We start from the raw sequence: 13,582 nt of genomic DNA, 5'->3' as shown, positions 1-13,582 counted from the left end.
CCGCGGCACCGCCGCCTGCCGGCCCGGGACCCGCTCGTCAGGCGGACGCGAACTGCCGGTAGATGCGGTCGTCGGTGCCCCGCACGAACAGCTCGATCGCGTTGCCGAAGACGGTGGCGCCCGGCCCGGACAGCGTCCTGCCGCCGCCCTCGACCTCCTGCCACCGGTCGGCGAACCCGCTACCGGCGGACCTGTTGCGGTAGATGCGGTCGTCGGTGCCCTGCACGAACAGGTGCAGCTGGTTGTTCAGGACGACGGCGCAGGGGCCGTCATGCGTGAGCCCGCCGCCTTCGACCTCCAGCCAGCCGCCGAACGTGCTGCCGTCGGCGCTGACGTTGCGGTAGATGCGGTTGTCCGTGCCGCGCACGAACAGATTGAGCCGGTTCTGGAACACCACCGCGCAGGGTGCGGACAGCGTCTTGCCGCCGATCTCCCGCCACCGGTTGCCGAAGGACCCGCCGGAGCTGCTGTTACGGTGGATTCCCTGGTCCGTCCCGCGCACGAACAGGTGCAGCCGGTTGCCGAAGACGACCGGCGCGGGTGCGGAGAAGGTGAGGCCCCCGCCCTCGACCTTGAGCCACGTGCCGAAGCCCGCACCGCCGGAGCGGTTGCGGAGGATGCGGTCGTCGGTGCCGCGCACGAACAGGTTCAACTCGCCGTTGAAGTTGACGGCGTTCGGGGTCGACTCGGTCTTGCCGTCGCCCTCGACCTTGGTCCAGGGCCCGAACGGGAAGTTGCCGGTCCGGTTGCGGTAGATGCGGCTGTCGGTGCCGCGCACGAAGAGTTCGAGCACGTTGGCGCCGGAGACCGTGACGCCCGGTCCGGCGATCGTGCGTCCCCCTCCTGGTACCTCAACCCACGTGCCTGCCCTGATTAGCTGATCTGTGTAGGACATCGCTTCCCCTTTGTCCGAGACCGAACGATTGCCCCTTCCTCCATATCGTCCTCGCCTCGGCCGCAGACCGCACCGGCTCGGGGCCTGCCCATTCCCACCACAGGCCCCATCACGCCGCAGCAGCCTCAGGCGAACCGTTCCCCGCGCATCACGGCCCGCGCCACCTCGCGCAGCTTCGCCTCGTCGGGCTGGAAGCCCTCGGCGATGTCGGGGTGCAGGCCCGCGCGGGCCTCGCGGAGGATCCAGTCCGCGACCTCGGCCTCGCCCTGCCCGTCGTACTGGTCGGCGACGCGGTTGGCGGCCTGCTCCAGCGCGGAGGTCAGCTGCGCCTCCAGGGGCACCTGGAGCTTGCGCTCCACGGCGTTGAGGTCGTCGCTGTCGAGCGACACGTGCATCTCGGGCATGGTCACATCCTTAGGTCGTCGGCCCTGCCCTACCCAGGACGCGGCTGCGCCTAGCATGGCGCACACCGGCCACCGGACGACCGTGGCGAGTGTCGTGTCCGGCACCGAAATGCCGTGGGCGGCGTCAGCGGCCGACGGGCCGGGTCACGGGCAGTCGGCCAGCTCGGTGCGGTAGAAATCGCCGTGCGGCGGAACCTGGACGCTGGCGCTGATGCCCCGGCCGAGCGGGGTGTCCGGGTGCGCGCAGACCGTGCTGAGGCCGACGCTGGTCGAGACGGTCTTCACGGACTGGCTGCCGGTGCCGTTGACGGTGACGTAGCGGACGATGTCGCCGGTGCCCACGCCGCCCGTCGGGTAGTTGAAGTCGACCCGGATGCGGACCGGCCCCGTGCCGGTGACGGTCGCGGTGAGCGTGGCGGTGAACTTCGAGCCGTTGACGGCGACCTGCAACGAGAGCGCCTTCAGCTTCGCCGTGGGCTTGGGGCTGGGCTTGGGGGTGGGCTTGGCCGCGGGCGTCTTCGACGGGCTCGGTGAGGGCTTGGCGGTCGGGCTCGACACGGCACTCGGGGTCGGACTCGGCGAGGAGTCGCCGGTCGGGCTCGGCGACACCGCGGCGACGGCCGCCGGGTCGGCGGCGGGGCTGCCGGCTCCGGTCACGGCCCACACGGCGTATCCGCCGCCCGCACCCGTGAGCAGGATCAGTAGTGCCGCGACGCCGATGAGCGTGTTGCGCAGGGCGGGAGCCACCGGTCGGCGGGCGGGGTCGGTCATCGAGAGCTCCCGGATAGGGCGGCGCGGTCGCCAAACCGTAAGCCGGTCGTCCACTCACCACAAGATCGGCCGAACGGCCACCGTCAACCCAAGGTTGACGCCCTAGGGACCGTCAACCTAAGGTTGACGCATGGCTGAGACACCTCGACTCGACGACCTCATCGACGTCATCAAGAAGCGCCACCCCGACGGCGACACGCTGGAGCAGCTCAGCGACGCCGTCGTGCTGGGCCAGCACCTCGGCGAGCTGGCCGACCACCTCATCGGGCACTTCGTCGACCGGGCCCGGCACTCCGGCGCGTCCTGGACCGACATCGGCCAGAGCATGGGCGTCACCAAGCAGGCCGCCCAGAAGCGCTTCGTGGCCAAGGAGTCCGACAACAGCTCCGAGTCGGACCTGCGGACCTTCGCCCGCTACGACGACGCCGCCCGCCAGGCCCTGGTGCTCGCCCAGCAGGAGGCCATCGCCGCAGGGCACGAGCACATCGGCCCGCAGCACCTGCTGTCGGCGATGCTGCGCAACCCCGCGGCCCTGGGCACCCGGGCCGTCGAGGCCACCGGCACCGTCGAGGCGGTACGCGCCGCGCTGGCCGAACACTTCCCCGCCACCGGCGCCCCCGGCACCGGCCCCGTGCCGTTCGCGCCCCAGGGCAAGAAGGCCCTCGAACTCACCCATCGCGAGGCCCTGCGCCTGGGCGACGAGCACATCGGCACCGAACACCTGCTGCTCGGCATCCTCGACCTGGCCGACGGCGACACCGTCGGCCTGCTCACCCGCTGCGGCGTCACCCGCGACAGCGCCGAGGCCGCGCTCGCCGGGCTCCGCTGACCCCCGCAGGCACGCCGCCGAAGCAGCGGCGACGTCCGGCCCGTCCCACGCAGGGCCGGACGTCGTAGGCATCAGCAGGAGGGCAGCCGGCTCGGTTGGTGTGCACCGTCGAAGAAGTACAGGTTCGCGGACCGGCCGAGGTCGGCGGCGTACTGGCGCAACGAGGCGCAGGCTTCGGCCGCCACCGCAGAGTCTTCGCTGTCCAAATACACGCGGAAGGAGCCGTGCGAGGTGTCGGCGGCGACCAGGTGCGACACCCACCCGCTGGACCCGAAGCGCGCCTGCAGGTCCTCGTGCGTCGCCCGCTCATCGAACACGTGCGGGACGAACAGCCAGGTCGCGACCAGGGCAGCGCCGAAGACGACCGAGCCGGCCATCCACCACCGGCGTGCCGCCACGGACTCCACCGGCCGCGCATCGACGGGCATCCGGTCGCGTCGCAGCACGGCGTACCCCAGAATCGCCGCGGCCGCGCTGATCCACACACCGTTACCGGCGAACGTGCGCTGGAAGTCCGCCTCGTCCGTCACGCCCCCACTCGAGACGAAGAAGTTGACCAGCGCCCCGATCAGCAGCACCGCCCCGGCCGCCTTGACCGGCGGCGGCAGCAGCCGCAGCAGCGGCCACATCCTGGACATCGGCAGCCGACCGAAGTAGCTGCCGGTCAGCGCGTTCATCACGCCGAGGAAGCAGACGAAGGCCAGGGCGAACGGCACGAACACCACGCCCATCGGGATGTGCGGACCGCCCGGCAGCAGCGTGTCCAGCACCATGAGGAGGAACAACCCGGAACCGGCGAGCGAACCCGCGATCAGCTTGTGCACGAGCGGATCGTAGGCGTCGCGGCCGGTCCTGTCCGACCCGTCGACGGCGGATACGACGTGGGGCCGGGGCGCTCGCGCGCACCCGGCCCCACGTGCCCCACCGCTAGCCTGTGATCGTGCCCTGGCCGGTGATGTCGGCCAGGTCGACGACCCGCGGATCGGCCACGACGCCGAGCCACAGCTTCTCAGCCGGCTCGCTCACCTTGTCCGTCCTGGTCTCGACCGGGAAGACCACCGACACCTGGCCCGCCGGGATGGTCCGGCAACCCAGGTACGGCGTGAAGTCCAGCAGGAGTTTGGCAGTGTCGGGGACCGTCGCGGCACAAACGCTCAGATCCTGGGACAGCGGCCGCGACAGCGTCACCGTGAACGCCAGCGGCTGGCCCTCGACGGCGGTCGTGTCCGAGACCCGCAGCGAAGCACGGGTACGGAACACGGCCACCTGCGGGTCGTGGTCGCTGGCGCCGCGGGCGCCGTCGCCCTCGTAATCGGCGGCCCAGTCGGCGTTGATGTGCGCCGCCCGGATCTTGACCAGGTCACCGTAGAGCTCGTCGTTGACGAACAGGTGGTCCAGCGTCTGCGCCGAGCCCTGGAACACGTACGAGTACGCGCTGCCGGGGACCTGCGCCGCCAGGTCGTTCCACAGGTTGTGCAGACCCAGGTCGTACAGCGGCTTGAGCTGGTCGGACGGGGTGTCTGCGTCGGACATCGCGATCGGGTCGTCCGGACGCGGGAACACGTTCAGGTCGCCGCCGTAGACCACGCGGGCGTGCGGGGACGCCGCCTCGATCGCGGCGACGATCGCCGCGCCGTAACGGGCCTGCTCGGTACGCTGACCGACCCGCGCCTGCGGCGTCGACGAGTAGTGGTTCGACACCGCCCACAGCTCGTAGGACTCGGCGCCGCCCGGCTGGGCCGCGACCGTGAACCGGGCCACCTGCGGGGCACGGGTGAACACGTTCGACCCGTCCACACCGGTGGACTTGTCCACATCCGACGGGAGCACCGCGTTGAGCGACTTCGGGTTCTGGACGTCGGCGTTGTAGTCCAGCGCCGCCGAACGGAACTCCACCCCCGGCGTGGCCGTCAGCACCGCCGACGGGGCGGCCAGGGTGAGCCGGTCCGTGCGGTACAGGAACCCGGCGACGATGCCGCGCACGTCCGCGCCGTCACGGTCGTACGCCGCGTCGTAGGCCGGACCGCCCGCGGCCGCGACCGCAAGCGCCAGCTCCTGCAACGTGTCCGGCTTGCCGTCGGCGTTGTTCACATCGCCGCAGACCAGCGCGCCGCCGGTGACCGCGCAGATGTCCTGGTCCTCGGCCTCCTGCACGAGCAGCAGGTCCGGGGCGTGCAGGTCGCCGGCGATCTGCGACGCCAGCGCGCCCAGGTGCGCCTGGTAGTCGGCCTCGTTGAGCGGCACGTAGTCGAACGGCGGCGACACCCCCGGGCAGCCGGAGTTGCCCAGGTAGTCGCAGCCGTCGAACGGGTCGTCGCGGAAGTCGTACAGGTTCTCCACGTTGTACGTCGCCACGGCCAGCTCACGGTCGCGGTTGATCGGCGCCGGCGGGTTGTTCGCCGACGGGTCAGCGCCCGCGCCGAAGTCCGCGGAAGCGACCTGGATGCCGTACTTGTCGAACGAGAAGTTCAGACCACCGACCGCGTCTGCGGCCAGCACGTCGAACGTGTGCGCCGGCGGCAGCATCGCCGCGGTGTCCTGCGCGGTCCACTTCACACCGGTGGTGCCCAGCATGATCCGGGTGCCGTTGCCGTCGTCGAAGACGTGGGCCGTGTCGTTGTCCATCGGGTGCGCGTCGCGGTACACCCGCCGGGTCAGCGGGTCCGTGCGGTCCAGCAGCGCGTCGTCGACGTCGAGGACGTACACCTCGGAGTCGGCGGTCGAGGCGAACACGTCACGGCCGCTGGCCGCGACACTGCCCGCACGCACGCGCAGCTGCTCGCCCTCGTGGCGCTCCCAGAACCGGTTCGCCGCGGTGAGGTCCTGCGGCGGCGTGGCGTTGGTGACCGCGGTGTCGGTGACGCCGGAGGCGATCACGCGCACCAGCGACGCCGAGGAGAGCTGGGTCATGAAGAAGTACTCCGACACCCGGGCCCGCAGCACGACCTCGTCGCCGACGGTCGGCACGTAGCCGCCGATCAGCGAGCTGAAGCCGCCCATGAACACGAAGATGCCGTCGGAGCTGGTCGGGTCACCATCGGTGGCGCCGGTGCGCGACTGCAGGTAGAAGCCGTACTGGGCCACACCGGCGGCGGTGCGCGCCAGGGTCCGCTGGGTGATGACGCCCTGCACGTCGACCAGGCCGCTGGTGCCCGAGGCCGGGGCCAGCGGCGACCGGTCGGTCACGCCGTTCTCGGCGTCGGTGGTCGGGCCCTGCACCTCGCCGACGGTCAGCACCCGGTTGACGGTGACGGTGAACCCGCACGTCGAGGTGGTGCCGTCGAGGTCGGTCGCGGTCATGGTGACCGCGTACGACCCGGACGGCAGGCCCGCGTCGGCGGTGACCGTCGCGGTCGCGGTGCCGCCCGCGGCGGTGGCCGGGGTGAACGCGGTGCGCGTGATCGAACCCGCGGCCGGGGCCGGGACGACGTTCGTGACGGCGAGGTCGACGATCGTGTCGTCGGCGTCGGTCGCGGTCACCGCGCGCGTGCCTACCTCGCCCTGGCCGACCGTGAGCGCTCCGCCACAGGTCAGAGTCGCGGGGGCGTCGACAGGGCCGCCGCCGGAGCTGTGCGCGCCCAGGCCGTCGACCGTGTCGGTGGCATACCCGACCCAGCCGGTCGCCGGGTCGAACGCGTCGCCGGGCTCGGTGTCGCCGAGCGACACGGCCGCGTCGCGGCGGATCGTGTTGTCGGCGGTGCTGGAAAGGCCCGTGCCCCACTCGGTGCCGGGGTCGGTGCCGATCTGCCCGAGGGAGTCCACGACCGTCCCGGACGCGCCGCCCTTGCGCAGCACGATCGCGTCGTCGCCGTTGTAAAAGCTGGCCGCGCTGGTCAGGTCGGCCTGCGCCAGGATCGCGGCGTTGGCGCTGGCGTGGGCCAGCACGAACACGTCACCGTCGGCGACCGAGCCGGTCAGCGCGATGGTCCCGCCGGCGGTGGTCGCGCCGTTGAAATAGAACTGCACGACGTACTGCCCGGCGGCCAGGTCCACGGCCGAACCGGTGCCGTTGTAGAACTCCAGTGCCTTGTTGTTGGAGCTGCCCTCGACATACTCGGAAATGAGCAGGTCGGTCGGCGCGGCCAGGGCGGCGGGTGACGCCGCGGTGAATCCGGCCAGCACGGCAAGCACAACAGCGGCGCGCAAAGTGCGACGCATCGATTTCCTCCTGGGGTTAGGAGGAAGACCCTACTGGCCGGTCACGAAGAGGTAAACCCAACCCGATGACCCGCAAATGAATACTGTGCACGCGCGGACAAAAGCAATCCGATCACGACGGTGCTGCAGCTCGGCGAACCATCTCGGTGATCCAGACGGGCGCGAACGGAGACGTGCAGCCCGGCGGGGTCGGGTAGTCCTTGAGCACCTGCAGGCGCTCGCCGATGCCGATGGCACGGGCACGGAGACCGGCGTGCTCGATGCCGATCTGGGCCAGGCAGTGGTTCATCGCCCACTGCAGCCGGTCGGGGGCGTCTTTCATCTGCGCCTCGATGACGTCGAGCAGTCCCGCCAGGTCAAGGCCCGCGGGCTGCTTGGCGACCCGTTCGGTGGTCAGCGCCCAGCCCGCGCTGGCGACGACCGGATCCGGATCGGCCGACCAGGCCACGCGCAGCTCTTCGGCGTGCGGGCTCTTCTTCACCACGTAGTTGACGAGCCAGTCGTGCACCTTGGGGGTGCGCGCCTCGCGCAGCATGGCGTCCAGCTCATCGCGCCCGAACGCCTTCGGGCGGCAGACCAGCAGGGCCAGCAGCCGTGCCGCGGTGTCACCGGTCGCCCAGAGCCCGCGCGCGAGTTCCTGCTGCGTCTTGAGCCGCTTCGCGATCGCGCGCAGCTTGCCGAGATTCACACCGTGATCGTCGCCGTGCCGCTCGTTCACCACGCGCGCCTTCGGGTCCTCCAGCGCGGCCAGCTCGGCCATCACCTCAGCCACCGTCGTCTCAGTCACCGCAGCCTCCTGTCCATCACGTGCGCGATGCAGCCTACGACGGAACCCGGCCGCCAGTCGTGGCCGGGCGAAGCGGGCCGGCTACGTCGGCCTGCTGGTCCCGGGCCAGTGCCCGGTACGTGAGGGCCCCGGTGACAGCGAAGTAGAAGGCCGCCGCAGGAAACATGCGGACGGCGACATCCGGACCGGGGATACCGGGCTCCAGCACGGTCAGCATGGATGCGACCGCAGCGGCCAGCGCGAGGAACCAGACTGCCGCCGCCCAGCGCGGCGCGTCGCGCAGGAACCAGCGCACGTGGTGCCACATGGCCAGCGGGCTGTTCCGGTTCGGCTGGCGACGGCTCGACACGAGCATTCCAGGCAGGATCACCATGATGACGAGACACATCGGCAGGAAGATCATCAGGCTGTCGCCGCCCGTGCGCGTCGGCCACCAGCTCCACACTGCCAGCGCGGCGCTTACGGCGGCCGCCGCGACCGAGGCGCGATACAGCCAGGTGATGTTTGTCGAGGTCACGGGCATGATCGTACGAACGATGTCAAATCCTCGGCGGCCCGCGCAGCCGGGCTGAGCTGCGGCTGGGCTCAGTCGTGGGCGATCCGGTGGCGCTGCGCCGGCACCCGGGTGACCAGCTTGTCGACGCCGGTGAACCCGCTGACGTCGACCAGGCAGCCGTGACCGATGTTGCCGAGCAGGGTCTCGCCCCGGCGCTGGACCAGCATGACATCGCGCATCGGAAAGGTGTGCACCGTGCCGTCGGCCGCGACGTGGTGGCAAGCGTAGTCGCCGAGCACGAGGCGGTCCTTGGCGCCGCGCAAACGCCGGGCCAGCGACGGCCGCAGCGGCTCGCCCTGCGGGGTGTACGAGCTGACCGGGCAGCCCGTGCGGGCCAGCCCGGCCACCTCCACGCCGGTGGGTACCACCAGCAGCGCCGACGGCAGCCACGACGACGCCGCCGCCCGCACCTCCGCCGGGCTGAGCCGGGCCGCGGCGGTCACCTCGGCCTCGCCGAACTCGTCGGGCACGTCGAACAGCTCCCGGTGCCCGGCGTCGACCAGCGGCGCCTGGGCGTGGGCCTGCTCGGCGGCGGTGAGGGCACCGGCCCGTTCCAGGTGGCCCCGCAGCTGCGGGTCATCGGCCGGGTGCCGCAGGTAGCGGGTGACGATGTCGTCCAGTTCGGCAGGTGTCGGCTCGTCGGCGGCCAGCCGTTGCAGCTGCTGCCACAGGATCCGAGCCGCGGTCGTGCTGTCGCGCTGCCGGGCCTTGCCCAGCAGGTGCAGGCTCAGCCCGAGTTCCAGGCGGTCGCCGCCGACCGGTGTGGACCACTCGTTGGACCAGGATTTCACCCCGGCCTGTTCCAGTGCCGCGTCGACCCGTGTGCCGAGCAGGCGCAGCAGCAGGAACGCGTGCGGGCCGGCGGTGGCGCTGACGGCGATGCCGGGCGCGACCACCTCGTCGGCATACCAGGCCGGTCCGGTGGCGGCACCTGGCGGGCACGACGCGTGTTCGGCGCGCGGGCCGGCCGGCAGCGGCAGCCGCAGCCCGGCCGGGGGCGGGCCGGTGCAGGTGAGCACGGCGTTGCCGGCGGTGAACCAGCGGGCCAGGTGGGCGCGGACCTCGTCGGCGGTGTGCCGGCGCGGGTCGACGGGCGGCCAGCGCAGCAGTCCGGGGCCGGTCGGGCCGAGGCGGCGGGCCAGCAGCGACCCCCACGGGTCGCGGACCGCGTCGTCGACGTCCAGCCCCAGCTCGGTCGGCCGGTCGGCGGCGTCGAGCTGCTGCGCGGTCAGTACGAGACCGGCCAGGTCGGGGTTCGCGACGAGCGCCGCGAGGTCGGCGAGGTCTTCGGCGACCCGGGTCGGCTCACCGGTCAGGGTGAACGACGTCTGCAGCAGTCCGGCCGACTCGTCGGGCTCGGCGAGCAGGCTCAGCAGCAGGTGCCGGGTGACCAGAAGGGTGATGCCGAGCTGGTCGACGTCCTCGTCCCGGCAGCCCACCGCGAACGTCAGGGTCGCGGTGAAGTCACCCGGCATCTCCTGCCAGAGCACCCGTACGGTGTCGATTTCTGCCCGCCGCATGCGCGGATGGTATGAGCCCGGGTCAACCGTCGGTCGAGCTGCATGTTGCCTGAGCTGGCCGAACGGTCGGGCAGGGCGGCCTGTCGGTCCGCGAGGTCGGTCCGTCGACGTGATCTACCGGGGTCGCCGACCGGGCAGGATCACCGTGCACACTGCTGACCAGACCCTCGGAGCAACAATGAACAAGCGCGGGCGCATCGCGATCATCGCGGGCGCGGTGCTCGCCACCGGCACCGGCTTCGCCGCGATCCCGGCGCTGGCCGACGATCAGCCAGATGCTCCCTACAACGTCGTGTTGCAGGAGTCTCACCGGGGCAGCGCGGCCGAGGACTTCACCCGGGACTGCACCGAGGTCGGTGCCATCGGCGACACCAAGGACGGCTGGGTCTTCAACTCGCCGGCGACCGAGTTCGACCAGGTCGTGGGCGTGAAGGCGACGTTCTCCGACGGCGACGGCGAGATCGAGACGTTCATCCGCACCGGCGATGCCGACGCCTACCCGGACGGCTTCGCCAACGCCGCGAACCCGCACCTGGCGTGGGTCGTCGTGCCGCACGGCTGGGAACTGGTGACCGCCCAGGCCAAGCTGACCGCCAAGACGAACGGCAAGGGCAAGGGCGACAACGGCCAGGACAAGCTGAAGCTGGTGGTCACGCACACGTGTGCCGGCAAGGACGTGCCGCCGCCGGCGCCGAGCCCGTCGCCCTCCCCCGCGCCGCAGCCGAGCGTCTCCGCGTCGGCGTCGCCGCAGGCCACCCTCTCGCCGTCAGCGGAGGCGAGCGCCTCGCCGTCGGCCGAGACCGGCGCGTCGCCGGAGGCCACCCCGTCGGCCGAGGTCACGCCGCAGCCCGAGGAGTCGCCGTCGGCCGAGATCAGCCCGTCGCCGGAGACGTCCCCGTCGCCCGAGACCTCGCCGGAGATCACCCCGGAGCCCGAGCAGTCCCCCGAGCCGAGCAGCTCGCCTTCGCCGGAGGTGAGCACGTCGCCCTCCGCGCAGGTCAGCGCCTCGCCGTCGGCGCAGGTCAGTGACTCGCCGCAGAGCAGCCCGTCGCAGGTCGTCACGACCTCGGCGAGCCCGTCGCCGGAGTCCGGCACGCTGCCGCGCACCGGTGCGCCGCTGGCCGGCGTCGCGCTGGCCGGTGTGGCGATGGTCGGGCTGGGCGCGGTCCTGCTGGTGATGTCGCGTCGCCGCCGCGAGCGCATCGGCTGAGCCGTCACCTTCGGCTGAAGGTGGGCTCCCCGCTTGTCGGGGAGCCCACCTTTCCTGCGTACTCGCAGGTGGAAAGACTGCACGTCCGGCCAGGGCACGTGATCGGGCCCGGGGCCTTACCCTCACGCCATGCGAAACCCCCTCCGGGCGCTGCACCCCCGGCAACTGCGCGGCCTTCGGCTGTTCCTCGTCATCACCGTGGCCGCCCTCGCGGCGGGGCTGGCGGGCTCCGCGCTGCTGCCCGCCGAGCACCGAGGGCTGGCCGTCGGGCTGATCCTCGCCGCGGGCCTGGCCGCGGGCTGGTTCGCGGTGTCCGGGTTTCGTCCGGTGTGGACGGCAGTCGCCGCGGTGATCGGTTTTCTTTTCGTCGTGATCGTGGCGCGCGAGACCGGTCCGAGCCTGCTGCAGCTGCGCGGCGGCCAGGCGGAGGCGCAGGTCATGTCGGTGCGGGAGAGCAGCGGGCCTACCGACCGTTACCACTACGCGCTGGCCGCCCATTCCGGGCGCGCCGTCGGCGGCGAACTCACCGCCGACTCCGACGCCTACCGCATCGGCGAGTCGGTGACGGTGGTCGAGGACCCGGACGGGCTGGCGCATCCGATGCTGCCGAGTGAGCTGACCGAGCACCGGCAGAGCTGGCTCGCGGTCACCGTGCTGTATCTGGCCACCGCGGTGCTGTGCCTGCTCGCGGGACGGCCCCGCCGGGTGGAGGAGGACTGATCGGCTCCGGCCGTCAGAGGCGGGATTCCAGCCACGGGCGCAGCACCGGCAGTACGGCCGCGGCCTGCATGGCCTGCATGTGGTCGAGACCGTCGAGGACGGCCACGTCCCAGCCGAGCGCTTCGAGGGCGGCCCGCTCGCGTCGCACGGGGCCGGCGATGTCGACGGTGACGCCGCCCCACTGCTCGTCGTAGGAGATGGTGTCGGCGGAGCCGACGACGCACAGCCGCGGGCAGCTCAGCGACGGCTGGGCGGCGCGGTCGTCGAAGTCGCGCAACGCCTCGTAGAGGGTGACGAACTGCCTGGTCTGGTCGACGGTCGTGGTGACCGAGACGGTCGACCAGTCGCCGGGCACGGTCTCGGTCGGCGCGGGCGGGTTCGCCACGGCCGCCAGGGACGCCGCGTGGGCGGCGCGGGTCACCGCGAGCATCGCCGGGTACGGGCCGCCGACCGGCGGGTAGCCGCCCATGACCAGTGCGGACAGCCGGTCGGTGCGCAGCGCGAGCTGCTGGCCGAGCAGGCCGAGCCAGGAGTATCCGTAGTAGGCGAACCGGTCGGCTCCGGCCGCGTCGGCGACGGCCAGCAGGTCGAGGGCGGCGTTGCCGGGGGTGAGGGTGCCCGGCTTGGGGTGTGCCATGACGTGGCCCTCGTAGTCGACGGCGACGACCCGGAACCGGTCGCGCAGCCCGTCGATCAGCGACTGGCCCAGTGCCGGGTCTGCGCCCCAGGCGCGCATCGCGTCGGCTTTGGGGCCCTGGGCCGGGGCCGGGTCGACCGGCAGCAGCACGACGGGCCCGTCGCCGTGCGCCTCGAATTGGATCGTGCTGCCGTCGTGCAGCTCCACGCTCGCCAACATCATCTCCGTATGCCGTAAAGTGATCCGGGACCCAGACATTAGCTTACGGCGTACGGAGTTGCCATATGACGTTGTACGGCGGCCAGGGCGACCCGGCCCGAACCCTGGCCCTGCTGTGGCGGGCCCACTCCCCCGAGGCCGCCGCCGAGCAGGCGACCGGCCGCCGGACCGGGCGCACCGCACCCGGCCCTAAGCAGGGCCTGACCGTCGACGCGATCATCGAGGCCGCCATCGGGCTCGCCGACACCGACGGGATGGAGCGGCTGTCCATGCGTGCCGTCGGCGAGCGGCTGGGCGCTTCGGCGATGGCCCTCTACACCTACGTGCCGAGCAAGCGCGAACTCGTCGACCTGATGTACGACCACGCCCACGCGGACCTGTCGCACGCGTACCCCCGCGACGGCGGCCTCCGGCCCGCGGTGCTGGCCTGGGCCGACGACCTCTGGAACTGCTACCTGCGCCACCCCTGGCTGCTGCAGGTCTCCTACGCCCGGCCGGTGCTCGGCCCGCACGAGCAGGCCGTCCTCGAATCGCTGCTGGCCGTCCTGCACCCGGCCGACCTGCCGGCGCGGCGGCTGCGGCCCACCGTCAGCGCGCTGTTCCACCTCGTGCGCGGCGCCGCGCAGACCGCCGCCGAGGGCCGGGCCGCCGCGGCCGCGACCGGCACCTCCGACCAGCAGTGGTGGACCGAACGCTCCGCGCTGCTCGCCCGGCTCGCCCCCGACTTCGCGCAGCGCTTCCCGCACTCGACTCACCTGGCGGGCTCGTCGACCGACACCGACTACGACCCGGTCCGCCAGGCCAGACAAGCCCTCGACGGCGGCCTGCGCCTGCTGCTCGACGGCCTGGAGCAGGTCACGGGGTGAGGCCGCGCAG

General features: G+C 72.2%; 13 protein-coding genes. 4 read left to right on the top strand and 9 right to left on the bottom strand.

Going from position 1 to position 13,582, the window contains the following annotated elements; translation table 11 throughout:
* Window positions 1-37 precede the first annotated feature (37 nt).
* From F6W97_RS24655 to F6W97_RS24645, 3 genes are all read right to left on the bottom strand, one after another.
* Window positions 38-793 carry a PLL family lectin gene (locus tag F6W97_RS24655; protein ID WP_155372763.1) on the bottom strand — a complete coding sequence of 252 codons (756 nt, stop codon included), beginning with the start codon at window positions 791-793 and terminating at the stop codon, window positions 38-40.
* Between the two features lie 227 nt (window positions 794-1,020).
* Entirely contained in the window at window positions 1,021-1,299 is a 279-nt protein-coding gene (locus F6W97_RS24650) for a hypothetical protein (protein ID WP_155372762.1), read from the bottom strand.
* 144 nt (window positions 1,300-1,443) lie between these two features.
* Entirely contained in the window at window positions 1,444-2,070 is a 627-nt protein-coding gene (locus tag F6W97_RS24645) for a hypothetical protein (protein WP_155372761.1), read from the bottom strand.
* A 130-nt stretch (window positions 2,071-2,200) separates the two neighbouring features.
* Here F6W97_RS24645 and F6W97_RS24640 point away from each other — a divergent pair, with 130 nt between their 5' ends.
* Window positions 2,201-2,899 (top strand): Clp protease N-terminal domain-containing protein, encoded by a 699-nt coding sequence (locus tag F6W97_RS24640; protein ID WP_155372760.1) that lies wholly within the window; start codon window positions 2,201-2,203, stop codon window positions 2,897-2,899.
* 71 nt (window positions 2,900-2,970) lie between these two features.
* Here the strand turns inward: F6W97_RS24640 and F6W97_RS24635 are convergent, their stop codons facing one another.
* From F6W97_RS24635 to F6W97_RS24615, 5 genes are all read right to left on the bottom strand, one after another.
* Window positions 2,971-3,723 carry a hypothetical protein gene (locus tag F6W97_RS24635; RefSeq protein WP_155372759.1) on the bottom strand — a complete coding sequence of 251 codons (753 nt, stop codon included), beginning with the start codon at window positions 3,721-3,723 and terminating at the stop codon, window positions 2,971-2,973.
* A gap of 103 nt (window positions 3,724-3,826) precedes the next feature.
* Window positions 3,827-7,057, bottom strand: a complete 3,231-nt coding sequence (locus F6W97_RS24630) for a lamin tail domain-containing protein (protein ID WP_155372758.1) — start codon at window positions 7,055-7,057, stop codon at window positions 3,827-3,829.
* Between the two features lie 112 nt (window positions 7,058-7,169).
* Window positions 7,170-7,817, bottom strand: a complete 648-nt coding sequence (locus F6W97_RS24625) for a DNA alkylation repair protein (RefSeq protein ID WP_155373109.1) — start codon at window positions 7,815-7,817, stop codon at window positions 7,170-7,172.
* A gap of 61 nt (window positions 7,818-7,878) precedes the next feature.
* Window positions 7,879-8,361, bottom strand: coding sequence for a hypothetical protein (locus F6W97_RS24620; protein ID WP_155372757.1), 483 nt, complete (start codon window positions 8,359-8,361; stop codon window positions 7,879-7,881).
* A 68-nt stretch (window positions 8,362-8,429) separates the two neighbouring features.
* Window positions 8,430-9,920 (bottom strand): peptidase M16 family protein, encoded by a 1,491-nt coding sequence (locus F6W97_RS24615; RefSeq protein ID WP_155372756.1) that lies wholly within the window; start codon window positions 9,918-9,920, stop codon window positions 8,430-8,432.
* Between the two features lie 178 nt (window positions 9,921-10,098).
* Between F6W97_RS24615 and F6W97_RS24610 the strand changes: the two genes are divergently transcribed.
* Both F6W97_RS24610 and F6W97_RS24605 read left to right on the top strand, forming a co-directional pair.
* Entirely contained in the window at window positions 10,099-11,130 is a 1,032-nt protein-coding gene (locus F6W97_RS24610; RefSeq protein WP_155372755.1) for an LPXTG cell wall anchor domain-containing protein, read from the top strand.
* A 129-nt stretch (window positions 11,131-11,259) separates the two neighbouring features.
* On the top strand, window positions 11,260-11,850 hold the full coding sequence (locus F6W97_RS24605; protein WP_155372754.1) for a hypothetical protein: 591 nt from the start codon (window positions 11,260-11,262) through the stop codon (window positions 11,848-11,850).
* Window positions 11,851-11,863: 13 nt separating this feature from the next.
* Here the strand turns inward: F6W97_RS24605 and F6W97_RS24600 are convergent, their stop codons facing one another.
* A complete protein-coding gene (locus tag F6W97_RS24600) occupies window positions 11,864-12,694 on the bottom strand; it encodes an alpha/beta fold hydrolase (protein ID WP_230686929.1) in 831 nt (276 codons plus the stop codon).
* A 77-nt stretch (window positions 12,695-12,771) separates the two neighbouring features.
* On the opposite strand from F6W97_RS24600, the gene F6W97_RS24595 reads away from it, so the two are divergent.
* Complete coding sequence (locus tag F6W97_RS24595; protein ID WP_155372753.1) at window positions 12,772-13,572, top strand: TetR/AcrR family transcriptional regulator; 801 nt, start codon at window positions 12,772-12,774, stop codon at window positions 13,570-13,572.
* The last annotated feature ends 10 nt before the right edge of the window (window positions 13,573-13,582 follow it).

The organism is Catellatospora vulcania, assembly GCF_009720385.1.
Classification (GTDB): domain Bacteria; phylum Actinomycetota; class Actinomycetes; order Mycobacteriales; family Micromonosporaceae; genus Catellatospora; species Catellatospora vulcania.
The sequence above is the reverse complement of the archived record's forward strand: the minus strand, read 5'-3'. Positions and strand labels throughout refer to the sequence as shown.

Bases quoted from the DNA above. Each gene is read 5' to 3' on its own strand.
- F6W97_RS24650 (WP_155372762.1), bottom strand. From the start codon at position 1,299: ATGCCCGAGATGCACGTGTCGCTCGACAGCGACGACCTCAACGCCGTG.
- F6W97_RS24645 (WP_155372761.1), bottom strand. From the start codon at position 2,070: ATGACCGACCCCGCCCGCCGACCGGTGGCTCCCGCCCTGCGCAACACG.
- F6W97_RS24640 (WP_155372760.1), top strand. From the start codon at position 2,201: ATGGCTGAGACACCTCGACTCGACGACCTCATCGACGTCATCAAGAAG.
- F6W97_RS24630 (WP_155372758.1), bottom strand. From the start codon at position 7,057: ATGCGTCGCACTTTGCGCGCCGCTGTTGTGCTTGCCGTGCTGGCCGGA.
- F6W97_RS24625 (WP_155373109.1), bottom strand. From the start codon at position 7,817: ATGGCCGAGCTGGCCGCGCTGGAGGACCCGAAGGCGCGCGTGGTGAAC.
- F6W97_RS24615 (WP_155372756.1), bottom strand. From the start codon at position 9,920: ATGCGGCGGGCAGAAATCGACACCGTACGGGTGCTCTGGCAGGAGATG.
- F6W97_RS24610 (WP_155372755.1), top strand. From the start codon at position 10,099: ATGAACAAGCGCGGGCGCATCGCGATCATCGCGGGCGCGGTGCTCGCC.
- F6W97_RS24605 (WP_155372754.1), top strand. From the start codon at position 11,260: ATGCGAAACCCCCTCCGGGCGCTGCACCCCCGGCAACTGCGCGGCCTT.
- F6W97_RS24595 (WP_155372753.1), top strand. From the start codon at position 12,772: ATGACGTTGTACGGCGGCCAGGGCGACCCGGCCCGAACCCTGGCCCTG.